The sequence below is a fragment of the Bradyrhizobium cosmicum genome (assembly GCF_007290395.2).
Lineage (GTDB): Bacteria > Pseudomonadota > Alphaproteobacteria > Rhizobiales > Xanthobacteraceae > Bradyrhizobium > Bradyrhizobium cosmicum.
Genome location: NZ_CP041656.2, coordinates 3,334,612 through 3,357,361, shown reverse-complemented (window position 1 = coordinate 3,357,361; position 22,750 = coordinate 3,334,612). Strand labels below are relative to the sequence as shown.

Sequence of the window (22,750 nt, the reverse complement as noted above, 5' to 3'; positions counted from 1 at the left end):
CGCGGTCTTGATCCGAAGCGCGTTTGTCGAGAGAGTGCGGCGGCTGCAGCCGCCGAAAAGGACTCGATGTGACGATTTCAAGAGATGAACGGCCCTCGACACGCAACGACCTGGCTTGGGCGATCTCGGTCGGCGGCATCGGTGTCGTGCTTTTCACCGCGCTGCTGGTGTTCACCTGGTATTTTGCCGCCACACTGCTGCTGATCTTCGCCGGTCTTCTGTTCGGCGTCGCCCTCAATGCACTGACCAACGCGCTCGGCCGCCGCGTGCACCTGCCGCATACGGCTCGGCTCGCGATCGTCTGCGTCGTGCTGGCCTTGATGCTGGCGGGTGTCGCCTATCTCGGCGGCGCCACCATCGCCGAACAGGCTTCGCTGCTCAGCAAGACCATCAAGTCGCAGATCACAAACGTGAAGTCCTTCCTCGACAGCCACGGCGTCGACACCAGCTTCTTCGATCTCGGCAGCGCCGCTCCCGCCTCGGACGCGACACCGACGGAGCCCAGCCCCTCGACCGGCGCCCCGCCAAAGAACGGATTGTCCGGCGCAGGCGCCCTCGCCTCCAGCGGCGGGGCGATCGTGAGCCAGACCTTCAAGCTGCTGCTCGGCACCATCAGCGCCGTCGGCAATATCTTCATCGTGCTGTTTCTCGGGCTGGCCTTCGCCGCACAGCCCAGCATCTATCACGACGGGCTGCTGTTTCTTGCGCCCGCAAGACATCGCACCCGCGTCGCCCTGATCATCGACCGCATCAGCGAGACGCTGGAGCGCTGGCTGATCGCGCAGATCGTCGTGATGATCGCGGTCGGCGTCGTGACCTGGATCGGGCTTGCCCTGATCGGCATCCCCGGCTCGTTCATCCTGGGGATCCAGGCCGGATTGCTCGCCTTCATCCCGACGGTCGGCGCCATCATCGCCGGCGTCATCGTCGTGCTGGCGAGCCTCGCCTCAGGCTGGGTCGCAGCGCTGTCGGCCTTCCTGCTGTTCCTCGGCGTCCACGCCATGGAAAGCTATGTGCTGACGCCATTGCTCCAGCGTCAGGCACTCGACATCCCGCCGGCCACGCTGTTCGCGTTCCAGATCCTGCTCGGTGTCGTGTTCGGAATCTGGGGCCTTGCGCTGGCGCTGCCGCTGGTCGCCATCGCCAAGGTCATGATCGACCATTTCAAGACGTATGAGGCGCCGCCTCTGGCGGCGTGATGCGACGTAACGCGTGGTGAAGCCGCTCAGGTCGTCAGCACGGTCTCAGTGTGCTCGACCTCCGGGGGCGAGGCAAAATACTGGCCGACGAGGCCCCGCCATTCGGTGAAATTCTCGGAGCCGCGGAAATCGACGGTGTGGTTTTCCAGCGTCTCCCACTTCACCATCAGCCGGTAGCGCTGCGGCTTTTCGATCGACTTGTGCAGCTCGAAGCCGTGAAACCCCTTGGAGCGGCCGAAGGCGGCCTTGGCCTTGGCGACGGCGACCTCGAAATCCTTCTCGCTGCCCGGCTTGACGTCGATTTGCGCAATCTCGGTGATCATCGGTTTCCGCCCTCTTCTGTTTGATGGGCGTGTCTACCGCAGCCGGCGACAAAGAAAAAGGCGCCGAAACGGCGCCCTGATCGGCCCAAAATGCGTACGCTCTCAGGCAAACAGCAGAACGATTCCCGCCACGACCAGCGCGCAGCCGCCAAACAGCGCGAACGGCCAATAGCTGCGGCCTTGCGTGTATCGCCCTTGGGCGCGGCGCTCGGTGATCAGCGCACGCTCATATTCGTCCGCCGTGGAGAACAGGCAGGCGAAACCGCCGCGTGCCAAGGTCGCTGCGGCTTCGAGCGACATCAGGGCAGCCTGCGGATTCTGTCGACGGATCGATTCCATGACCGCAATGGTAGGGATCGATTGGTAAACAGGTGATTACCGCAAGGCCGCTTGGTCCTCAGGCCGTGACCGGGCGCGTCTGCGGCACACCTGTCCGCGCGGCGGTCTGGCGGCGCCAGGTCTCCAGCGACAGCGGCAGCTCCTCGGCCGCCTCGACGCGGTTACGGCCGCCACGCTTGGCCTGGTAGAGGGCGGTGTCGGCCGAAGCCAGCAGCACCTCGAGCTCGGTGCCGGCCGGACCGCCCGCGACGCCGATGCTGACGGTGGTGTCGACCGGGCCTTCATCGACCACGACGCCCGAGGTCTCGAACGCTTCGCGCACGCGTTCGGCGACCAGCACGCCCTCCTCCAGCGAACAAGGCAAGAGCGCTGCGAACTCCTCGCCGCCGATGCGACCCGACATATCGGTGATGCGCAGGTTATTCACCACGACGGTCGAGAACAGCTTCAGCATCTCGTCGCCGGCGGGATGGCCGAAGCGATCGTTGATCGACTTGAAATGGTCGATGTCGAAGATCATCACGGTCACGGGACGACCGGCCTTGGCCTCGCGCTCGATCACACGGCCGCAGGCTTCCGAGAAGCCGCGGCGGTTGAGCATGCCGGTCAGGGGATCGGTCGATGCGGCGGTCCGGTGCGCCGTCACCGTGCGCTCCGACACCAGCATGAAGATCACGAACACGGTGCCGACCGCATAGAGGATCAGCTCGACCGCGAACACGGTGACCCAGATGCTGCCGGAGAAGCCGGCATCGTTGGGACGCAGGAAGCTGCCGAGCAGGATCGGCAGCATCAACACGCAGCCGTGCATCACCGGCACCACGAAGGCCGGCCAGCGCCGTTGCAGGCTCTTGCGCCGCTCGACCCAGAGCTCGCTCGCGGTCAGCGCCGCGTAGACCGAGACGATGCCGGCGCCGACGATCATGCGCAGCATCGAGGCCGCGGGATCGAGCAGCGTGACGGCCGCGGCCCAGGCTAGCGCGCCGACGAGGAGACCCGGCCAGTTCGGCTTGCGGCCGTGGAAGACGCGCGCCGCGTTCCACACCATGCCGCAGGCAACGAAGCCGACCGCGTTCAGCGCGAGATAGAGATGCGGGCCGAGCTTGTCGCCGGCCGCGGTCCATAGCGCGACCGAAGCCGCGCCCAGCAGATATGCGGTGCCCCACCATTTCAGCGCGGGACTGTTTTCCTGCCTGCCGAAAAACACCATCATGGCCCCGAGCAGTGCGGCAACCATGGTGGCAACCAAATAGAGCGTGATGCTATCGAGCGACATCATGTCGGCCCCCTCTTAGACATAGCAGTTACGCGATCGGCCCAGCCGACTTGCGCGCCCTTCCAGATGCGACGCTATGTCCGGCGGGTTCGAATCAGGTTTTCGCGCGTGCCCAAGTTTTCAGGAAACTCGCTATCAATTTGCGTACAAACGAACAGCAAAAAGGGCGCTGAAATCAGCGCCCTTTTGCATCTCATTGAAGCCGCTTTCGCGGCGAATGTGACCGAAGCGATTAACGCTTCGAGAACTGGAAGGACCGGCGAGCCTTGGCCTTGCCGTACTTCTTGCGCTCGACCACGCGCGAGTCGCGGGTGAGGAAGCCGCCCTTCTTGAGCACGCCGCGCAGCTCCGGCTCGAAATAGGTCAGCGCCTTGGAGATGCCGTGACGGACCGCGCCGGCCTGGCCGGACAGACCGCCGCCGGCGACGGTGCAGACCACGTCGTACTGGCCGGCACGCGCGGCCACGACGAACGGCTGCTCGATCATCATGCGCAGCACGGGACGGGCGAAATAGACCTCGACCTCACGCGCGTTGACCGTGACCTTGCCGGCGCCCGGCTTGATCCAGACGCGGGCGACCGCGTCCTTGCGCTTGCCGGTGGCGTAGGCGCGGTTGAACTTGTCGACCTTCTTCTCGTGCTTGGGCGCATCGGGCGCCGCCGTCTTGAGCTGCGAGAGCTGGTCGAGCGACTGAATGGATTCGGCCATGATTATGCGGCCCTCGTGTTCTTGCGGTTCAACTTGGCGATGTCGAGCTTCTCGGGCGTCTGCGCCTCGTGCGGATGATCGGCACCGCCGTAGACACGCAGATTGCCCATCTGGACGCGACCGAGCGGACCACGCGGGATCATGCGCTCGACGGCCTTCTCGAGCACGCGCTCGGGATGCTTGCCCTCGAGGATCTGGCGCGCAGTGCGCTCCTTGACGTGGCCGACATAGCCGGTGTGCTTGTAGTAAGTCTTCTGCTCGCGCTTGCGACCGGTGAGGACCGCATGCTGCGCGTTGATGATGATGACGTTGTCGCCGCAATCAACGTGCGGGGTGTAGGTCGGGAGGTGCTTGCCGCGCAGGCGCATGGCGACGATGGTGGCGAGGCGGCCGACGACCAGACCCTTGGCGTCGATCAGCACCCACTTCTTCGTCACCTCAGCCGGCTTTGCCGAAAAGGTTTTCATATCGGAGTTTCCGTGGACGGGAGATATCGGCGCGAACACCGCGCCAGACTGCGCGGTTTTCTAGAGAAGAGAGGCGCAACGGTCAATGCCCCGCGACGGAAATTAGATGATAAAAATCAATATCTTACAAATACGGTGCTATAATACCTTCAAAAAGCTCAAACATTTGGAATGGAATAGGTCGAGGTGACATGGGCGATCGGATCGGGTGAGGTGCCGGACAAGAGGTTCACCTCCCCGACCGCCAGCCGCTTGCCGAGCTTGAGCAACCGGGCCTCCGCGAGCACATCCTGCCCGGGCTGGCCTTTGCGCAGGAAGTTGATGTTCAAATTGGTGGTCACGGCGAGCCCGATCGGGCCGATCGCGGACAGGAGCACCACATACATCGCGAAATCAGCCAGCGCCATCAACGTCGGCCCGGACACGGTTCCGCCCGGACGCAGCATCCTTTCGCTGTAGCGCTGGCGCAAAAGGCAGGTCTGGCCGTCCGCGCTCTCGATCGTGATGTCATCGCCGCTGAAGGCCTGGGGAAACTCGTCGCGGAGAAACTGCTCGACTTCCGCCACGCTCATTTTCGCTAACGCCATGCTACGCCTCACCCTCGCTTCACGTTCCCTGTTACATTAAGTTGTCTGCGTCATCCAATTGCAATCATTCAAACGGAAATCGCGTCAATGCCCGTCCAGGCCGCCCGCGCCCCCTCCCCGCAACCGCCGATTTTGCTCCGCGAAACAATCGGCAGCATTGCGATCCTGACGCTCAACCGTCCGGCCGCGCGCAACAGTCTGTCGGCGGCGATGATTGCAGCCCTGCATGCCGAGCTCGACGAGATCCACGACGACAAGGCGGTCCGCGGCGTCGTGATCGCCGCCAACGGCCCCGCCTTCTCCGCCGGCCACGACATGAAGGAACTGACCGCCCGCCGCACCGACCCCGATCGCGGCCGCGCCTTCTTTGCCGAGATGATGACCGCCTGCAGCGCGATGATGCAGGCCATCGTGCGCCTGCCGAAGCCCGTCGTCGCGGCCGTCCAGGGCATCGCAACCGCGGCCGGCTGCCAGCTCGTGGCGAGCTGCGATCTCGCGATTGCATCCGAGGCTGCGAGCTTCGCCACGCCGGGCGTCGACATCGGCCTGTTCTGCTCGACGCCGATGGTGGCGCTGTCGCGCAACGTGCCGCGCAAGCAGGCGATGGAGATGCTGCTCACGGGTGAGCCGGTCCCGGCCGCGCGCGCCCGCGAGATCGGCCTCGTCAATCGCGTGGTCGCGGCCGGCACCGAGCGCGACGCCGCGATTGCGCTGGCAGAAAAGGTCGCACTGAAATCAGCCTACACGGTCAAGCTCGGCAAGGAAGCGTTCTATCGCCAGGCCGAGATGAACCTCGCGGACGCCTATCGCTACGCGGCAGAGGTGATGACCGAGAACATGATGGCGCGCGACGCCGAGGAAGGCATCAAGGCCTTCATCGAGAAGCGGACGCCGACATGGCGGGATGAGTGACACCGTCAACGAGAAAAGACGAGCAATGAACCACGACGCCTATCCCGACAATTACATCCGCGGCATCCTCAACAGCGTGAAGTCGATCGCGATGGTCGGCGCCTCGCCGGTCAATGTGCGGCCGAGCTATTTCGCATTCAAATATCTGGCGCAGCGCGGCTACGACATGATCCCGGTCAATCCCGGCCATGTCGGCAAGGAGCTGCTCGGCAAACCCTTCGTCGCCTCGCTGTCCGACATCGGCCGGCCCATCGACATGATCGACATCTTCCGCAACTCCAGCCACATCATGCCTGTCATCGAAGAGGCGCTCACGCTCGATCCGCTGCCGAAGGTGATTTGGATGCAGCTCGGTGCACGCGACGACGCGGCGGCGGCGAAAGCGGAATCGGTCGGGATCAAGGTCGTGATGAACCGCTGCCCCAAGATCGAATATGGCCGTTTGTCGTCCGAGATCTCCTGGATGGGCGTGAATTCGCGCACGCTGAGTTCCAAGCGCGCGCCGGCGCCGACGCAGGGCATGCGCCTGTCCCTCAATCGGATGAGTGTCGGCGGCGGCGATACCGCGGCATCGGATCGCGCCGCCAAGAACAAGAGCGAGCAAAGCTGACGCAGTTGCGAAGGATTCGTTTCGCGAACGCGGCAATGCGTAGCACGATTGCGCTGATGTGAAGCGGCGCCTTGACGGCGGGCGCGGCGCCGATCAGCATGCCGCGCCATTTCAGACCATGAGAACAGGACGCCCCCAATGAGCGATCGCCTTCCGGGATTTTCCACCCTTGCCGTGCATGCCGGTGCACAGCCCGATCCCACCACCGGTGCGCGCGCGACTCCGATTTATCAAACGACGTCTTTCGTCTTCAACGACGCCGACCACGCCGCCTCGCTGTTCGGCCTGCAGGCGTTCGGCAACATCTATACCCGCATCGGCAATCCCACCAACGCGGTGCTGGAGGAGCGCGTTGCCGCGCTCGAAGGCGGCACCGCGGCGCTCGCGGTCGCCTCGGGCCATGCCGCACAGGTCGTGGTGCTGCAGCAACTGCTCCAGCCCGGCGACGAATTCATCGCAGCGCGCAAGCTCTATGGCGGCTCGATCAACCAGTTCACGCACGCGTTCAAGAGCTTTGGCTGGAACGTGGTGTGGGCAGATACCGACGACATCGCGAGCTTCGAGCGCGCGGTGACGCCACGCACCAAAGCCATTTTCATCGAGTCGATCGCCAATCCCGGCGGCAGCATCACCGACATCGAGGCCGTCTCGACGGTGGCGCGCAAGGCGGGCGTGCCGCTGATCGTCGACAACACGCTGGCATCGCCCTATCTGATCCGCCCGATCGACCACGGCGCCGACATCGTCGTGCACTCGCTGACCAAGTTTCTCGGCGGCCACGGCAATTCGCTCGGCGGCATCATCGTCGATGCCGGCACGTTCGACTGGTCCACGGGCGGCAAATATCCGATGCTGTCCGAGCCGCGGCCGGAATATCACGGCATCAAGCTGCAGGAGACGTTCGGCAATTTCGCCTTCGCGATCGCCTGCCGCGTTCTCGGCCTGCGCGACCTCGGTCCCGCGCTGTCGCCCTTCAACGCCTTCATGATCCTCACCGGCATCGAGACGCTGCCGCTGCGCATGCAGAGGCACTGCGACAACGCCAAGGCCGTCGCCGAATTCCTCGCGGGCCATCCGGCGGTGGCCTCGGTCAGCTATGCCGGCCTTCCCAGCGACAAGTACCACCAGCTCGCGCGCAAATACGCGCCGAAGGGTGCGGGCGCGGTGTTCACCTTCAGCCTGAAGGGCGGTTACGATGCGGGCGTCAGCCTGGTGTCGAAACTGCAGTTGTTCTCGCACCTGGCCAATGTCGGCGACACCCGCTCGCTGGTGATCCATCCGGCCTCGACCACGCATAGCCAGCTCGACGACGCCGCCAAGATCAAGTCCGGCGCCGGCCCCGATGTGGTCAGGCTCTCGATCGGCATCGAGGACAAGGAAGATCTGATCGCGGATCTGGAACAGGCGCTGGGCGCGTAGTTGTTGCCACCGGGGCGGTACAAACAGCCGTCCCGGAATCGCGCCGCCAGTTAACAGTCATTAACCATATTGGCCGCATACATCGTTCTTGGATCGCCCCTTTTGATTCGGAGCCGACGATGCTGCGCTGGATGGTGCCTGCCCTGGCGGTGATGCTGACGGTCTCGAGCGCGCTCGCCGCCGATCTGCCGGCCACACCGAAGCGCCGGGCCGCGGTTGCGGCTGCGCCGCAGGAGCCGCCAAAGGTCTATGTCGAGACCGATCCGGATGCGCTGATCTCTCCGGCCTATGGGATCGGCAGCTACATCCGCAATCTGCCGGGCACCCCGCTCCTGCCCGGCTCGCACACGCTGCCGGGTTATTACGGCCGCCCCTGGGACTACGACTATCAGGGCGCGTATTACGGCGGGAAGCAGGTCGATTATTTCTGGCGCCTGCCCTACGCGTGCGGTATGTACGGCTACTGCTGACCTGATCGGCCGGGCTGATGGTGATCAGCCGGGCTGACCGACCGGAACCGCGCGCGGCTGCGCCTCCGTGGACTGCCGCGACGCAAGCCGTTCCACCTGCATGACCGCGAGCGTCAGCACTGCGATCCCCACCGCCTGATGCGAAAGCGCGAGGTCTATCGGCACCTGGTTGAGCAGCGTGAGGATGCCGAGCACCGCCTGCAGGCTCACCGCCGCGAACAGCCAGAGCGCGCCGGTGGCAGCCAGACCCGCGCGCGAGCGCACCGCGTCGATAGCGTGCAGTGCCGCCAGCGCAAACAGCGCATAGGCCGTCATGCGGTGCTCGAACTGCACCGTCAGCACATTGTCGAACATGTTGCGCCACCACGGCGTCTCGAACCACAGCCGCTCGGCGGAGGGAATGAACGCGCCGTCGATCTGCGGCCAGGTATTGTAGGCACGCCCGGCGCGCAGCCCCGCGACCAGCGCGCCGAAATAGATCTGCACGAAGGTCACGACGAGAAGCAGCGCGCTGGTGAAGCGCAGCCGCGCGGGTGCGGCGATCTGCGGCCGCTCTTTGAGCCGCCGCACCGTCCAGACGATGCCGGCGAAGATCAGCAGCGCCAGCAGCAGATGGGTCGCCAGCCGATATTGCGACACCTCGACCCGTTCCGTCAGGCCCGAGGCCACCATCCACCAGCCGACCGCGCCCTGGAGGCCGCCGAGCGCGAACAGCAACCACAGCCGCCGTTTCAAGTCACCGGAGAGGCCGCCGCGCCACAGGAAGAACAGGAACGGCAGGAGATAGGCGACGCCGATGAAGCGGCCGAGCAGCCGGTGGCTCCATTCCCACCAGAAGATCTGCTTGAACTCGGGCAGGCTCATGCCCGCGTTGAGCTCGCGATATTGCGGGATCTTCTTGTAGGCTTCGAACGCCTCGGCCCACTGCGCCTCCGAGAGCGGAGGAACGCTGCCCGTGACCGGCTTCCACTCGACGATCGAGAGCCCGGATTCCGTCAGCCGCGTCGCGCCGCCGACCAGCACCATCAGCGCGATCAGCGCGGCCACCGAGATCAGCCACCAGCGCACGGCGCGATGCGGGTTGTTGGAGGCGGAAATCGTCGTCATTCGGGAGCGAAACCAGGACTTGGGCTAATGAGGCTTGAACCGGACTGCGTGCCCCTTATAGTCCCCCGCTCCCGCAGCGCAAGTTACGCGAAAGCCGCAGCATTCCATCATGACGATCCGCACCCGCAAGTTCCTCGGCGCCATCCTGCTCCTGGTGCTCGCCACCGTCTGGGCCCTGCTCGGCATGGCGCTGGCGCAGATGCCGTGGATCGCCGAGTCCGGCTGGCGGCAGGCGATCTATTACGTGGTGGTCGGCATGGGTTGGGTCTTGCCGGCGATGCCGATCGTGAGCTGGATGCAGCGCCCCGACCGTATCAAATCTAGCTCGTGAGACTGCCGGTCGGTTTCACCGGCGCAAAGGCAACACCCGATACCAGCACGCGCAGCATGCGCAGCGAGCGCACGCGGCCGCCCCAGGAAATCCGCGGCAGCGCGCGCAGATTGGTGCGGCCCTCCGCGTCCACGATGCCTGGGATCGCCGACACCGCGCTGGCAAAGCCGGCCTCCTCGGCCATCACGACATGGCTGCGCCGGAACGAGGCACGATCGCCGAACGGAAACGCCAGATGCCGGATCTCGCGGTGGAAGGCTGCTTCCGCTACTGCTTTGCCCATCGTCAACTCGCGCAGCGCGGCTGTGTCCTTCATGTTGGCGAGGACGGGATAGTTCACGGTCGCGCTGCCGACGGTGACGAGCGGATCTGCCGCCAGTCTCGCCAGATCCTCCCAATCCATCGACGCCGCGCGTGAAAGCGCGGCAAGGTCGATCCGATAGCGCGTACACAGATCGGCGATCGCGGCCGACACATCCGCCGGCGGCAGCGCGCGCAGCCAGCTCTCGAGATGCGAAAACAGCGCCTGCTTCTCGGCATTGCCAGTGACGACGAAGCGCTGCTCCTTCTGGCCCATCATCAGGCTGATGCGGCTCTCGCGCGCGATCACCTGCTCGAGCCCGAGCCACCAGGCTTCTCCGACGCCATCGGGAAACGCGGTCGGCACATAGATCGTGAACGGCACGGCGTGACGCACCAGCACTGGATAGGCAAAGCTGATGAGATCCTTGTTCGCGCCGTCGAAGGTGAGCGCAACGAAGCGCCGCTTCTCCGGCAGTGTCACCGCGCGACGGCAGACTTCGTCCATGCCGACAAAATCGTACCGCCACCGCTTCAGAGCCCGGATGGCGCGGTCGAGGAATTGCGGCGTGATCTCGTGCTCGCGCAGCGGCTGGAACGCGCCGCGCCGCCGCGGCCGCACGTGCGTAAAGCGTAGGATGGCGCCGGCCCCCCGACTGCGCAACGCCGCCTGTCCGGTGAACCAGGCCAGTTCAAGCCGCAACCGCTCCAGCCATCTGTCGTCGGATGACAATATCCCGCCTTCGCGTTCGCCGTCGGCCCGTCTTGCTTGCTCATTGTCCTTACCTTTTGTTGACATTTCTTTGCAAAGGTCGGCCACAGGCCGAATTACGTAAATTTTCGTTTCTCGACAGGTTTCGTGAATGACCATGGCTGCGGCGATGCAAAGCCGGACGGCAGAATCGCCAGCGCGGTCAAAAGCGAGCCGGATCGCGCATGTCGACATCGTCGGAGATCTCGGCGAGGCCGAAGCCGTCTGGCGCGCTTTCGAGGAGTGCGGCCACCTCTTCACGCCCTATCAGCGCTTCGACCTGCTCGGCCCCTGGCAACAGCTGGTCGGCGGCCGCGACAGCGCCCGTCCCTTCATCGTGATTGCCCGCGACGCCGATCGCCGGCCGCTCGTGCTGCTGCCGCTCTCGCTGCGCCCGAGCCACGGCGTGCGCACCGCCTGCTTCATGGGCGGCAAGCACACCACCTTCAACATGGGCCTGTGGAACGCCGAGTTCGCGGCAGAGGCAGGCGCGGCCGATCTCGACGCGCTGCTTGCGCCGCTGCGCGAGCATGCCGACGTGCTGTCGCTGACGCAGCAGCCGCTGCGCTGGAACGACCAGCAGAACCCGTTTGCGGCTCTCCCGCGCCAGAGCGCGATCAACGGCTGCCCGCTGCTGGTGATGGAGCCCGGCGGTCCGCCAGCATCGCGCATCAGCAATTCCTTCCGCCGCCGCCTCAAGAGCAAGGAGAAGAAGCTCCAGGCGCTTGCCGGCTATCGCTATCACCTCGCCACCACGGACGCGGACGTCATCCGCCTGCTCGACTGGTTCTTCCGCGTCAAGCCGGCGCGGATGGCCGAGCAGAAGCTGCCCAACGTCTTCGCCGAGCCCGGCGTCGAGCAGTTCATCCGCAGCGCCTGCCTGGCGCCGCGCGGCGAAGGCCGCGTCATCGACATCCATGCGCTCGAATGCGACGACGAGGTGATCGCGATCTTCGCCGGCGTCGCCGACGGCCAGCGCTTCTCGATGATGTTCAACACCTACACGATGTCCGAGCACGCCCGCTACAGCCCCGGGCTGATCCTGATGCGCTACATCATCGATCGCTACGCCGAGCGCGGCTACCGCTCGCTCGACCTCGGCATCGGCTCGGACGAGTACAAGCGAATGTTCTGCAAGGACGACGAAGCCATCTTCGACAGCTTCGTTCCGCTGACCTCCCGCGGCAAGCTCGCGGCGATGGCGATGTCGTCATTGAGCCACGGCAAACGGCTGGTGAAGCAGAACCAGGTGCTGCTCGACCTCGCGCAGCGACTGCGGCGAGCGTTCGGGTAGCTATCCGCGCCGTTGAATCCACCCAAGCATGAAAAGAGCAGGAACTACGCCGCCACGACGCGGGGCGCTTCCACTGCATTCGACGGTTGCACCGGCTTGAGCAGCATCGTCACCTCGCTGAAGCCGACGGCGCTGAGTTGCTCGCACATCAACGTGCGCGCATCCGGCGTCATCGACGCATCGGGCACCACGACGGCGCGGGCATTCGTCGTCAGCAGTTCCGCCGGAAGGTCCGAGGCGCTGCCGGCGTCGAGCAGCACATAGTCGTAGGCCCGAAGCAGCGCGTCGACCCCCAGTGTCACCCGCGGCGATTGCAGCAGGCTGCGATCGAAGCCGGGACGCCCGGCCATGACCAGATGCAACCGCGAAAGCTTGTCCCTTGTGATCACCTGCGCGAACGAGGCCTCGCCCTGCATCAGTTCGGCAAGGCCGGGCGAGGAGGCATCCACGGACACGGCCGCGATCGTCGGCGAGGAAGCAGCGAGATCGACCACGACGACACGGGCCTCACGCGCCAGATGCCGGGCGAGCGTCAACGCCGAGAGCGTGATGGCCTCACCCGATGCGGTGCCGAGCACCGTGATTTTCTTGGCTAACGGACCAGCGGCACGCACGCGCTCGGCCACTCGCTCGATCTCGTCGAATTCAGTGACGTCGGCATCGGCTATCATCTCCGGCTGGAGCGGAGCAGGCTCTGCCATGGCCGGATAATCAATATGCTCGACCACCGGCAGCACAGCCGGCTCCTGACGAACCGGTGCCTGTGGTGGTACCTGCGCCTGCGCCGGGGCGGACACCGCCACCGCACGCGGCGCGGTCTGGCGCAACAGCTCGCCGGTGACGACGACGCCGGACGAAAGCAGCAGCGTCGCGATCGTCACGATCAGCACGATCGGCAGCTTCTTCGGATAGGCCGGCGTGTTCGAGACGATGGCGCGCGAGATAATGCGGCCATCCGTCGGCGCGGTGTCGATGGTCTCGCGGGTATTGGCCTCGCGATATTTGGCAAGATAGGTCTCGAGCAGGTCGCGCTGCGACTTGGCCTCGCGCTCGAGCGCACGGAGCTGCACGTCCTGGCCGTTGGTCGACGTCGCCTGCTTCTTCAGCTGCTCCAGACTCAACGTCAATTCCTGCACACGTCCGTTAGCAAAGCGTGCGTCGTTTTCCAGCGAACGGGCGATCTTGGCCGCCTCATCGCGAATCTGGGTGTCTAGATCGGCGAGCTGCGCCTTCAATTCCTTGATGCGCGGATGATTGCCGAGCAGCGTGGACGACTGCTCGGCAAGCTGGGCTCGCAACGCCACCCGCTGCTGGGACGGCGTGCGCATCGATTCCGAGTTCAGCACTTCCGACGATTCGATCGGCTTGCCGCTCTGAAGCATCTCGCGAATCAGCCGCGCCTTGGATTCCGCATCCGCCTTCATCGAGCGCGCGTTGTTGAGCTGGGTGTTGACCTCGCCCATCTGCTGGTTCGACAGCGTGGTATTGTTGGTGCCGACGAACAGGCTCGACTTCGAGCGGAAATCCTCCACCCGCGCCTCGGCCTCGGAGACCTTCTTGCGCAAGCTGTCGATCTCGCCGGAGAGCCATTGACTCGCGTTCTTGGCCTGATCCTGACGGACATTCTGCTGCAGCACCAGATAACCGTCGGCGATCGAATTGGCGACGCGCGCGGCGAGATCGGGATCGGCCGACTGGAATTCGACGACGATCACGCGCGACTTGTCGACGGCATAGGCCTGGAGCCGATCGTAATAGGCGTCGAGCACGCGCTCTTCCGGCGTCATCGAGAACGGGTCGCGGCCGATGCCGATCATCGCCGCCAGCGACTTCAGCGGCGAAACGCCCTGGAGCACCGGATCGAACTCGGGCCGTTCCGCAAGCTTGTTCTTCTTGATGATCTCGCGCGCGAGATCGCGCGACAGCACGAGCTGCACCTGACTGGTGACGGCCTCGGGGTCGAGCGCCTGCCGCTCTTCGGTGCGGTCGCTGTTCGGACGCAGGAACACGTTCTCGCGGCCGTCGATCAGGATGCGGGTTTCAGACTTGTAGCGCGGCGTGACGAGATTGACGACCGCGACGGACGCGACCAGCGCGAGCACCGTCGGCACGATGATCCAGCGGCGCTTGCGGCCCAGCGCCGCGCCGAGCGCGTGCAGGTCGATGTCGCCGGATTCGCCTTGTGCCTGGGTTGTCGCAACGCGCGCAGGCTTTACTTCATCCTTGGCTTCAACCTCGGGCGCGGTTTCGGCTTTGGGCTTCGAGACAGCCCGCTCGACCACTGCCTTGTCCTTGCCGGCACGCCAGAACGCTAAACGCATCGAACACTCCCGCAGGGCAACGCTGCGACTCTACCTCAACCGCGGCGATTACACTCCATTAAGGTTGCTGCTGGGTTAATCGCGTCACGCCGCGAGCGGCGCGCACGGTGCCGACACCATTTGTTAACCACGAGGGCTCTTAATCCAGCTCGATATTTCGATAATTGTTCGCGCATTCGCGGTCGAGCGCTGGTTCTGATCATGCCCCCCTCTCCCGACCGGCCGCTCCGCATCCTGCACGCCGTGCGCGCTCCCGTAGGCGGCATCTTCCGGCACATCCTGGACCTTGCCAACGGTCAGGTCGATCGCGGCCATCACGTCGGAATTCTCGCCGACAGCCTCACAGGCGGCGAGCGCGCGGAAAAGGCGCTGGCCGAGCTCGCGCCACGGCTGAAGCTCGGCGTGCACCGGCTGGCGATTCGCCGCGAACCGTCGCCCGATGATTTTCTGGTGTGGCTGCGGATGCGACGCCTGATCGGCGAGCTCAAACCCGACGTCATGCACGGCCACGGCGCCAAGGCCGGCGCCTTCGTCCGGTTGCGGCGTCGCTCCGACGATACCATCCGCATCTACACCCCGCATGGCGGCTCACTGCACTATCCGCTGCACACATTGAAGGGCGAGTTTTATGCACGCCTCGAACGCACGCTGATGGATGCGACCGACCTGTTCCTGTTCGAGAGCGCCTTTGCCCGCGACACCTATCAACGCATCGTCGGCACGCCCAAGGGCGTGGTGCATTGCGTCTTCAACGGCGTGACGCCGGAGGAATTCGAGCCCGTCGTCCTCGCCGACGATGCCACCGACCTCGCTTATGTCGGCGAGTTCAGGCACATCAAGGGCGCGGATCTGCTGGTCGATGCCGTGGCCCGACTGCACGAAGGCGGCAGGAAGGTCACGCTCACGCTCGGCGGCGACGGTGAGGAAATGGCGGCGCTCAAGGCGCAGGTCGAGAAGCTCGGCCTCTCGAGCGCCATCCGTTTCATCGGCCACGTCAAGGCGCGCTACGGCTTCTCCAAGGGGCGGCTGCTGGTCGTCCCCTCGCGTGGCGATTCCATGCCCTATGTCGTGATCGAGGCCGGGGCTGCCGGCATTCCCATGATCGCCGCCCGCGTCGGCGGCATCCCCGAAATCTTCGGACCGGAAAGCCCGGCCCTGTTCGCGGCGAGTAACGCCGAGGCCATGGCGGAAGCGATCGCGGCCGCACTCGACGATCCCAAAGGAACCGCACAGCGCGCCTCCTCCCTGCGGGAGCGCATCTCCGCCCATTTCTCCCAGCAGACCATGGTCGAGGGCGTGCTCGCGGGTTATCGCGACGCATTTGCCAATCATTAACCATTCTTAAGGCCGCTTTAGAGAATCTTCCGATTTGTCCGATAATCGATGGCCTGGGGATGCTCGCCCGGGGCGCAAAGTTGCGGCCCGCGGGTTTTTGGAATGGACGGGACGCCCGTGGAACCGCTCAACGCACGCTCGATGCTGGATGCCGCGACCACCGCCGCAGCCAGACCGGCTGACCAACCCTTCGTCGAACGCCGCCGCCGGCTCTCGCCCGCAGCGCTCGAAATCGTCAACCAGAAGGTCGCCCGGGCCTATTCGCCGATCGTGATCACCGGCTTCGTGCGCGTGGTCGACTTCGCACTGCTCAGCCTGGTCGGCATCGCACTCTATGCCGGCTATGTCATGCCGCTCGTCGGCTTCAGCTGGACTTATCCTGCGCAGATCGTCGCCGTTGCGGTCGCCGCCGTAATCTGCTTCCAGGCCGCCGACATCTATCAGGTGCAGTTGTTCCGCGGACAGCTCCGGCAGATGACCCGGATGATCTCGTCCTGGTCATTCGTCTTCCTGCTGTTCATCGGCATTTCCTTCTTTGCCAAGTTCGGCACCGAAGTCTCGCGGCTGTGGCTTGCCGCGTTCTACGTCCTTGGGCTCACCGCACTCATCTGCGAACGCCTGATCCTGCGCTCGCTGGTGCGAGGCTGGGCACGTCAGGGCCGGCTCGACCGCCGCACCATCATCGTCGGCTCCGACAGCAACGGCGAGCAGCTGGTCGAGGCTCTGAAGGCGCAGGAAGATTCCGACATCCACGTGCTCGGCGTGTTCGACGACCGCAACGACAGTCGCGCACTCGACACCTGCGCCGGCGCGCGCAAGCTCGGCAAGGTCGACGACATCGTCGAATTCGCACGCCGCACCCGTGTCGATCTCGTGCTGTTCGCACTGCCGATCTCCGCGGAGACGCGCATCCTGGAGATGCTGAAGAAGCTCTGGGTGCTGCCGGTGGACATCCGCCTGTCCGCGCACACCAACAAGCTGCGCTTCCGTCCCCGCTCCTATTCCTATCTCGGCGAGGTGCCGACGCTCGACGTGTTCGAGGCGCCGATCACCGACTGGGATCTGGTGATGAAATGGCTGTTCGACCGTATCGTCGGCGGCATCGCGCTGCTCGCGGCCCTGCCGGTGATGGCACTGGTGGCACTGGCGGTGAAGCTCGACAGTCCCGGCCCGGTGCTGTTCCGCCAGAAGCGCTTCGGCTTCAACAACGAGCGCATCGACGTCTACAAGTTCCGCTCGATGCACCACCATCAGGCTGACCCGACGGCTTCGAAGGTCGTGACCAGGAACGATCCGCGCGTCACCCGCGTCGGCCGTTTCATCCGCAAGACAAGCCTTGACGAGCTGCCGCAGCTCTTCAACGTGGTATTCTTCGGCAATCTCTCCCTGGTCGGCCCGCGCCCGCATGCGGTGCAGGGCAAGCTGCAAAGCCGCCTGTTCGACGAAGCCGTCGACGGCTATTTTGCCCGCCACCGCGTCAAGCCCGGTATCACCGGCTGGGCCCAGATCAACGGCTGGCGCGGCGAGATCGACAATCAGGAGAAGATCCAGAAGCGCGTCGAGTTCGATCTCTATTACATCGAAAACTGGTCGGTGCTGTTCGACCTCGTCATTCTCCTGAAGACGCCAATCTCGCTGCTGACCAAGAACGAGAACGCGTATTGAGTTTCCGTCATGCCCCGGCTTGACCGGGGCATCCAGTACGCCGCGGCGCCAACCGCTTTCTCCAATGCGCGCCGCGGATACTGGATCGCCCGGTCAAGCCGGGCGATGACAGCTGAGTTTGTCGCGTACAAGTTGCGTGAGCATGTGAGCGTATAATGGCGTATGCGGCAACAGCCGGGGACATGAATGCAGCGGTTCGCGCTGCGCCCGGCGTGCTGGCCCTGCAGCGCGCGCTGGTGTGGCTGGTCGGCGCTTCCGGCGCGATCGTCTTCATCGAGCCGAGCCCCTACGAGATCGTGACGCTGCTCGCCACCGTCACCTTCTTTGCTACCGGTCTGCGCCTGCGGCTCGCGCTGATGCCGCTGGTGCTGATGCTGATCCTGCTCAATGTCGGCTACACCATCAGCGCGATCCCGCTGTACGAGCAGCCCGAGGTGGTGAGCTGGATCGCGACGTCCTGGTACATGGCCGTGACTGTGGTGTTCTTCGCCATGGTCACGTCCGAAGACACGACGGCCCGGCTCGACATGCTCCGCCGCGGTCTCGTGGTCGGCGCGATGGTCGCCTCGCTGGCGGCCGTCGCCGGCTACTTCCACCTGGTCCCAGGCGGCGACGATCTCCTCACGCTCTACGGACGCGCGCGCGGCACGTTCAAGGACCCGAACGTGCTCGGCGCCTTCCTGATCCTGCCCGCGCTGTTCGCGCTCCAGAGCGTGGTCTCAGACAGGCTCGGCAAGGCGCTCCGCAATGTCGTCGCGTTCGGCATCATGTCGCTGGCGATCCTGCTCGCGTTTTCCCGCGCGGCCTGGGGCGGGCTGGTGCTGACCTCCGTATGCATGCTGGCGCTGATGGTGCTGACCAGCCGTACCAACACGCAGCGTTCGCGCATCATCATCATGGCGATCGTCGCCGCGGTGCTGGGCCTCGCGCTGATTGCGGTGCTGATGTCGTTCGATTCCACCGCCGAGATGTTCAAGCAGCGCGCGAGCTTCGACCAGAGCTACGACGAAGGCCGCTTCGGGCGGTTCGGCCGGCACATCCTGGGTGCGGAGATGGCGCTCGACCTGCCGTTCGGCATCGGCCCGCTGCAATTCCACCGCTTCTTCCCCGAGGATACCCACAACTCCTACCTCAACGCCTTCATGTCCGGCGGCTGGATCTCCGGCGTCTGCTATCCCGCGCTGGTCTTCACCACCGTGATCACAGGCATCAGGCACATCTTCGTCCGTGTGCCCTGGCAGCGCGCCTATCTCGCCGTCTTCTCCGCCTTCATCGGCACCGTCGGCGAAAGCTTCGTGATCGACACCGACCACTGGCGGCATTTCTGGATGATGCTCGGCGCCATGTGGGGCATGATCGCGGCCGCACAGGCCTACAGGAAGACTAGCGACGAAGCTTCTTCAGCTTGAGGTCGGGCCGCTTCTCCGGCGGCGTGTCGAGCAATCCCTTGAGCGCTTCGGTCGCCGCAAGCACGCCTTTGTAGCCCTCGGCCGCGAAACGCAGCAGCAGGCGCAGTTCCTCGTCGGAATAGGCGCCAAAAACCTTCTCCATCGCCTGCTGCATCGGCACGTAGAGCTGGCCGATCTTCATCGCCTGCTCCGGCACGACCGCGATGAAGACCTTGCGGCGATCCTTCTCGTCCCGCTCGCGGCGCACCAGCCCCGCTTTCTCGAGTCGGTCGACGACCCCGGTGATGGCACCGGTCGTCAGCCCCGTGACCTCGGCCAGCCGGCCTGCGGTGACGCGGCCCTCGAGATAGAGAATGTCCATGCATTCGAGGTCGGAATTGGCAATTCCGGCAACATTCGCAACGGTCTGGCCATAGAGCACGCCCTGCGCCGACGACCGGCGCATCGCCTCCTCGAGCTCCTGCAACAGCGCAGCGCGCGCCTTCGTCCTTGACAAGGTCGGCCTCATATCTTAGGCGATATATATCTTAGTCGCTAAGAGATTTAGCGACCGTAATTTCTCCTAGCACCACGGAAACGTCGGGAGCAAGCCATGTCCTACCGTCCTCGCAAGGCCCTGATCATCGGCGCCGGCATCGCCGGGCCCGTCACCGCGATCTTGCTGCGCCGCGCCGGCATCGACTCTGCGATCTACGAAGCGTGGCCCTACGCCAAGGGAACTGGCGGCGGCCTTCAGATCGCGCCGAACGGCATGCACGTACTGGACGAGATCGGGCTTGCGGACCAGGTGATTGGCCGCGGCTCGATCGCGGAATCCTTCGACTTCTATTCGCAAGGCGGCGAGCGGCTCGGCTCGATCAACCGCGACATGGCGCGGCGCTTCGGCCAGCCGGCGGTCAACGTGTGCCGCGCCACGCTGAACGAAATCCTGATCGACAAGGCCTGGAGCGCGTGCGTCTCGCTGTATTTCGACAAACGCCTGATCAAGATCGAGGACCGCGGCGACCAGCCGATCATCGCTTACTTCGCCGACGGCACCACCGCCGAGGGCGACTTCCTGATCGGTGCCGACGGCGTGCACTCGATCACGCGGCGCCAGGTCGTGCCGGACGGGCCGCAACCGTTCAACACCGGCCTGATCGGATTCGGCGGCTTCGTGCCGCATGCCGTGCTCGACGGCAGGCCGATCGGCCCGAACGTCGAGACCACGTTCGGCCAGAGCGGCTTCTTCGGCTACGGCTATTGCAGCCCGGATCCGAGCGACGGCGTGATGTGGTGGAGCACGCAGCCCGCGCACGGCATGGACGCGGCGATGTTCCGAGCGCTGGACCGGGCGACGCTGAAGCAGCATCTGCGCGGCTTCCACCGCGGCTGGCACGATCCGATCCCCGCCATCATCGAGGCCGCCGAGAACATCGTGGTCACCGACACGCTCGACGTCGCGACCCTGCCGACCTGGTCGCGCAAGCGTTCGCTGCTGATCGGCGACGCCGCGCATGCGACCAGCCCCCATGCCGGTCAAGGCGCCTCGCTCGCGCTCGAGGATGCGATGCGGCTCGCCCGCCTGATGCAGCAGGGCCAGGAACTCGGCGCCACCTTCCAGGCCTTCGAAGCCGAGCGGCGCCCGCGCACCGAAAAGATCGTCGCCATCGCCCGCCGCAACGGCAACAGCAAGCGCGAGTTCAGCGCCACCGGCGCCTGGGTCCGCAATCAGATGCTGAAATGGCTGTTGCCGCTGGGCTCGAAGAGCATGGAGTTCATGTACGCGTATGACGCGCGGGCGGTGTAATTTCTTTCTCTCCCTCCGTTCTTACGGGGAGAGGGGCTGCTTCCGATAGTGGACTCGCGGAGAGTCCCCCTCACCGGCCGCGCTCTGGCGCGCAATTGCGCTGCCGAGCGCGTCGGCCTTCCCCGCAAGCGGGGCGAGGCGAAGAAAGCGCCTTACGCTTCCACCTCAAACGTCAGCCCCGCATTCTCCACCAGCCGCTTGATCAGCTTGTGCTGCATCGCCGCGCCTGGTGTCCAGAAGCCGGCCGGAACGTCCGTCGCGTCGCGCAGCATGCACATCGCGCACTCGGAGATCATCTTCGAGGTCGAGCCGTAGCCGGGATCGCGGTCGCCGGTGACACCGGCGCGGACCATGCGGCCGTCCGGTGCGATCGCGACGTAGAGCAGATCGAAGCGGCCGTTCTCGCGCTCTTCCTTCGAAGGCCCCTCGCCCGGCTTCGGTGCGTCCGGGCCGGTCTTGCCCGCATTGGCGGCCATCACGCGCCTGGCGTTGTCCTCGCCCTTCTCGCCCGGACCGGTCAGGACCATTTCGTCGTAGACGAACTCGCGGCCGTAGGGAAAGCCCATCAGCATGTTGGAGCGGTGGACGTTGCGGGTGTTGATCAGCGCCATCATGAACGGCGCGGCCCAGGATTGCAGGTCTTCCTCGAAGAAGGGCTTGTTGCCCTTCGGCTGCTTCGGGCCGGTGAAGCCGGGCGTCAGCGCGAACGGATCGTTCAGGATCGCAACGAGGCTGAGATCCTTGGCCACGGCATCGAAAGTCGCCTTCGCGCTCGCGGCGGTGCCGCCGGAGAGCGTGCCGCGCATGTCGCGCACGCGCCCTTTCACGCGCGCGGCCGGCGCGCCGAAGACCCGCTTGGCCTCTTCCTGCACGAAGAACGTGCCGAGCTCGAACGGTACGGAATCGTAGCCGCAGGAGAACACGATGCGCGCGCCGCTCTCCTTGGCTTCCGCCTCGTATTTGTCGATCATCTGCCGCATCCAGATCGGCTCGCCGCACAGATCGAAATAATCCGTGCCGGTGGTGACGCAGGCAGCCAGCAGTTCCTCACCATAGAGCTGGTATGGGCCGACGGTGGTGATCACCGACATCGTCTGTTCCGCCATCGCCTTCAGCGAGGCCGCGTCCGACGCATCCGCGACGATCAGCGGCGTATTCCCGGGAGCGCCGACCGCATCGCGCACCGATTTGAGCTTGCCGAGGCTGCGGCCTGCCATCGCCCATTTGAGTGCGTTGTCGCCCTTGTAACGCTGAGTGAGATATTCGGCGACGAGTTGGCCGGTGAAACCGGTCGCACCGTAGACGACGATGTCGAATTTCGCAGAGCTCATGATCGGCCTTTACTTCTTCGCGTAGCTCACGCCCATGCCGGCACGGACGTCGCTTTGAATACCATAGGGTGGGATCGGATAGCGCAGACCGTTCCTTGCGAGCGCCCTCATGCCCTCGACCGCCTTGGCGAGATGTTCCGGCTTCAAGGCCATCAGCATCTCCTCGTCCGGCACGCCGCCATAGCGCCGTTCCGCATAGCATGGCAAGGACAGGCTGGGCTCGCCGGATTTGAGGGCCCGTCCCCAGGAATCCGCGCAGGCGGTCTCGCCGACCACGCCCCATTCGAACTTCTTGTAGCCGGTGTATTGAAGCCCGTTGATCAGGATGATCATCTGCCCCGGCGTCGCATAGACGAGGCAGATGTCGGGCGGATCGAGCCGGCCGCTCGCGAGCGGACTGACCGCCAGCGCTTGATACTGCCCGAACGGAACCACATCGAGCGCCTCCTGGCGCTTGCGCGCGTCTTCCGCCGTGCCGTGCCAGACGCCGACATAGTTTTCGCCGGCGAGCCATTTTTCGTCTTGGGGGCTGAGGCCGATCACCGCGCGGCACTGCGCACCGACGAGATCGTCGCCGGTGATACCGACTGTCCAGCCGAGCCGCGAGGCCATGCTGACGATCTGGTCGGTGGTGTGAACCGCATTGGGCCGCCGGATCTTCGGGATCGCCTCCATCTCCGAGACGCGCGCGAACAGCTTCATGCCTGTTACCGTCGTCTTCAGCCGCAGCAGGCTGTTGAGATCGGCGACGAGGCCGGCGAGATCGATCTTCTCTGCACTCTGCTGCTGCATGGCGTCCTCCCCGC

General features: G+C 65.0%; 23 protein-coding genes. 11 read left to right on the top strand and 12 right to left on the bottom strand.

The genetic code is table 11. The features are described from left to right. Window positions 1-68 precede the first annotated feature (68 nt). Entirely contained in the window at window positions 69-1,199 is a 1,131-nt protein-coding gene (locus tag FNV92_RS16175) for an AI-2E family transporter (RefSeq protein ID WP_143845711.1), read from the top strand. 26 nt (window positions 1,200-1,225) lie between these two features. Here the strand turns inward: FNV92_RS16175 and FNV92_RS16170 are convergent, their stop codons facing one another. The 6 genes from FNV92_RS16170 to FNV92_RS16145 form a co-directional block, all read right to left on the bottom strand. Continuing rightward, window positions 1,226-1,522, bottom strand: coding sequence for an antibiotic biosynthesis monooxygenase family protein (locus FNV92_RS16170; RefSeq protein WP_143845712.1), 297 nt, complete (start codon window positions 1,520-1,522; stop codon window positions 1,226-1,228). 102 nt (window positions 1,523-1,624) lie between these two features. Further along, entirely contained in the window at window positions 1,625-1,861 is a 237-nt protein-coding gene (locus FNV92_RS16165; protein ID WP_143845713.1) for a hypothetical protein, read from the bottom strand. A gap of 58 nt (window positions 1,862-1,919) precedes the next feature. Next, on the bottom strand, window positions 1,920-3,140 hold the full coding sequence (locus FNV92_RS16160; protein ID WP_015685726.1) for a GGDEF domain-containing protein: 1,221 nt from the start codon (window positions 3,138-3,140) through the stop codon (window positions 1,920-1,922). A 229-nt stretch (window positions 3,141-3,369) separates the two neighbouring features. Beyond that, window positions 3,370-3,846, bottom strand: coding sequence for a 30S ribosomal protein S9 (rpsI, locus tag FNV92_RS16155; protein WP_015685725.1), 477 nt, complete (start codon window positions 3,844-3,846; stop codon window positions 3,370-3,372). Between the two features lie 2 nt (window positions 3,847-3,848). Next, the gene (gene rplM / locus FNV92_RS16150) at window positions 3,849-4,313 is read right to left on the bottom strand and encodes a 50S ribosomal protein L13 (protein WP_015685724.1); all 465 of its coding nucleotides are present in this window, start codon (window positions 4,311-4,313) and stop codon (window positions 3,849-3,851) included. Window positions 4,314-4,471: 158 nt separating this feature from the next. After that, on the bottom strand, window positions 4,472-4,900 hold the full coding sequence (locus FNV92_RS16145) for a PaaI family thioesterase (RefSeq protein ID WP_018642441.1): 429 nt from the start codon (window positions 4,898-4,900) through the stop codon (window positions 4,472-4,474). A gap of 87 nt (window positions 4,901-4,987) precedes the next feature. Here FNV92_RS16145 and FNV92_RS16140 point away from each other — a divergent pair, with 87 nt between their 5' ends. The 4 genes from FNV92_RS16140 (at window position 4,988) to FNV92_RS16125 (ending at window position 8,311) form a co-directional block, all read left to right on the top strand. Further along, complete coding sequence (locus tag FNV92_RS16140; protein WP_143845714.1) at window positions 4,988-5,812, top strand: enoyl-CoA hydratase; 825 nt, start codon at window positions 4,988-4,990, stop codon at window positions 5,810-5,812. Between the two features lie 25 nt (window positions 5,813-5,837). Next, window positions 5,838-6,422 (top strand): CoA-binding protein, encoded by a 585-nt coding sequence (locus FNV92_RS16135; RefSeq protein ID WP_143845715.1) that lies wholly within the window; start codon window positions 5,838-5,840, stop codon window positions 6,420-6,422. A 138-nt stretch (window positions 6,423-6,560) separates the two neighbouring features. Beyond that, window positions 6,561-7,841: an O-acetylhomoserine aminocarboxypropyltransferase gene (locus tag FNV92_RS16130; protein ID WP_015685720.1), complete on the top strand. Its 1,281-nt coding sequence runs from the start codon at window positions 6,561-6,563 to the stop codon at window positions 7,839-7,841. Window positions 7,842-7,960: 119 nt separating this feature from the next. Next, window positions 7,961-8,311: a hypothetical protein gene (locus FNV92_RS16125; protein WP_143845716.1), complete on the top strand. Its 351-nt coding sequence runs from the start codon at window positions 7,961-7,963 to the stop codon at window positions 8,309-8,311. A 24-nt stretch (window positions 8,312-8,335) separates the two neighbouring features. Here the strand turns inward: FNV92_RS16125 and FNV92_RS16120 are convergent, their stop codons facing one another. Beyond that, window positions 8,336-9,418 (bottom strand): COX15/CtaA family protein, encoded by a 1,083-nt coding sequence (locus tag FNV92_RS16120; RefSeq protein WP_143845717.1) that lies wholly within the window; start codon window positions 9,416-9,418, stop codon window positions 8,336-8,338. Window positions 9,419-9,527: 109 nt separating this feature from the next. On the opposite strand from FNV92_RS16120, the gene FNV92_RS16115 reads away from it, so the two are divergent. Further along, on the top strand, window positions 9,528-9,749 hold the full coding sequence (locus FNV92_RS16115; RefSeq protein ID WP_015685717.1) for a DUF2842 domain-containing protein: 222 nt from the start codon (window positions 9,528-9,530) through the stop codon (window positions 9,747-9,749). On the opposite strand, the gene FNV92_RS16110 is transcribed toward FNV92_RS16115, so the two are convergent. Further along, window positions 9,739-10,782 (bottom strand): polysaccharide deacetylase family protein, encoded by a 1,044-nt coding sequence (locus FNV92_RS16110; RefSeq protein WP_143845718.1) that lies wholly within the window; start codon window positions 10,780-10,782, stop codon window positions 9,739-9,741. The genes FNV92_RS16115 and FNV92_RS16110 overlap by 11 nt on opposite strands. 130 nt (window positions 10,783-10,912) lie before the next feature. Here FNV92_RS16110 and FNV92_RS16105 point away from each other — a divergent pair, with 130 nt between their 5' ends. Then, on the top strand, window positions 10,913-12,094 hold the full coding sequence (locus FNV92_RS16105) for a GNAT family N-acetyltransferase (protein ID WP_015685715.1): 1,182 nt from the start codon (window positions 10,913-10,915) through the stop codon (window positions 12,092-12,094). Between the two features lie 44 nt (window positions 12,095-12,138). On the opposite strand, the gene FNV92_RS16100 is transcribed toward FNV92_RS16105, so the two are convergent. Continuing rightward, a complete protein-coding gene (locus tag FNV92_RS16100) occupies window positions 12,139-14,415 on the bottom strand; it encodes a GumC family protein (RefSeq protein ID WP_143845719.1) in 2,277 nt (758 codons plus the stop codon). 201 nt (window positions 14,416-14,616) lie between these two features. Here FNV92_RS16100 and FNV92_RS16095 point away from each other — a divergent pair, with 201 nt between their 5' ends. The 3 genes from FNV92_RS16095 to FNV92_RS16085 all read left to right on the top strand — a co-directional run bounded on the left by FNV92_RS16095 (window position 14,617) and on the right by FNV92_RS16085 (window position 18,824). Next, window positions 14,617-15,750 (top strand): glycosyltransferase family 4 protein, encoded by a 1,134-nt coding sequence (locus tag FNV92_RS16095; protein ID WP_143845720.1) that lies wholly within the window; start codon window positions 14,617-14,619, stop codon window positions 15,748-15,750. A 117-nt stretch (window positions 15,751-15,867) separates the two neighbouring features. After that, window positions 15,868-17,415 (top strand): undecaprenyl-phosphate glucose phosphotransferase, encoded by a 1,548-nt coding sequence (locus FNV92_RS16090; protein WP_143846298.1) that lies wholly within the window; start codon window positions 15,868-15,870, stop codon window positions 17,413-17,415. 155 nt (window positions 17,416-17,570) lie between these two features. Next, on the top strand, window positions 17,571-18,824 hold the full coding sequence (locus FNV92_RS16085; RefSeq protein ID WP_168213695.1) for an O-antigen ligase family protein: 1,254 nt from the start codon (window positions 17,571-17,573) through the stop codon (window positions 18,822-18,824). Here FNV92_RS16085 and FNV92_RS16080 read toward each other — a convergent pair. After that, the gene (locus tag FNV92_RS16080; protein ID WP_015685710.1) at window positions 18,799-19,269 is read right to left on the bottom strand and encodes a MarR family transcriptional regulator; all 471 of its coding nucleotides are present in this window, start codon (window positions 19,267-19,269) and stop codon (window positions 18,799-18,801) included. The two genes, FNV92_RS16085 and FNV92_RS16080, sit on opposite strands and share 26 nt — an antisense overlap. A 147-nt stretch (window positions 19,270-19,416) precedes the next feature. Between FNV92_RS16080 and FNV92_RS16075 the strand changes: the two genes are divergently transcribed. Continuing rightward, window positions 19,417-20,613, top strand: coding sequence for an FAD-dependent monooxygenase (locus FNV92_RS16075; RefSeq protein WP_143845723.1), 1,197 nt, complete (start codon window positions 19,417-19,419; stop codon window positions 20,611-20,613). Between the two features lie 152 nt (window positions 20,614-20,765). Here FNV92_RS16075 and FNV92_RS16070 read toward each other — a convergent pair whose 3' ends face one another. Beyond that, a complete protein-coding gene (locus FNV92_RS16070; protein ID WP_143845724.1) occupies window positions 20,766-21,944 on the bottom strand; it encodes a saccharopine dehydrogenase family protein in 1,179 nt (392 codons plus the stop codon). 9 nt (window positions 21,945-21,953) lie between these two features. Further along, window positions 21,954-22,736: a DUF169 domain-containing protein gene (locus FNV92_RS16065; protein ID WP_143845725.1), complete on the bottom strand. Its 783-nt coding sequence runs from the start codon at window positions 22,734-22,736 to the stop codon at window positions 21,954-21,956. Between the last annotated feature and the right edge of the window lie 14 nt (window positions 22,737-22,750).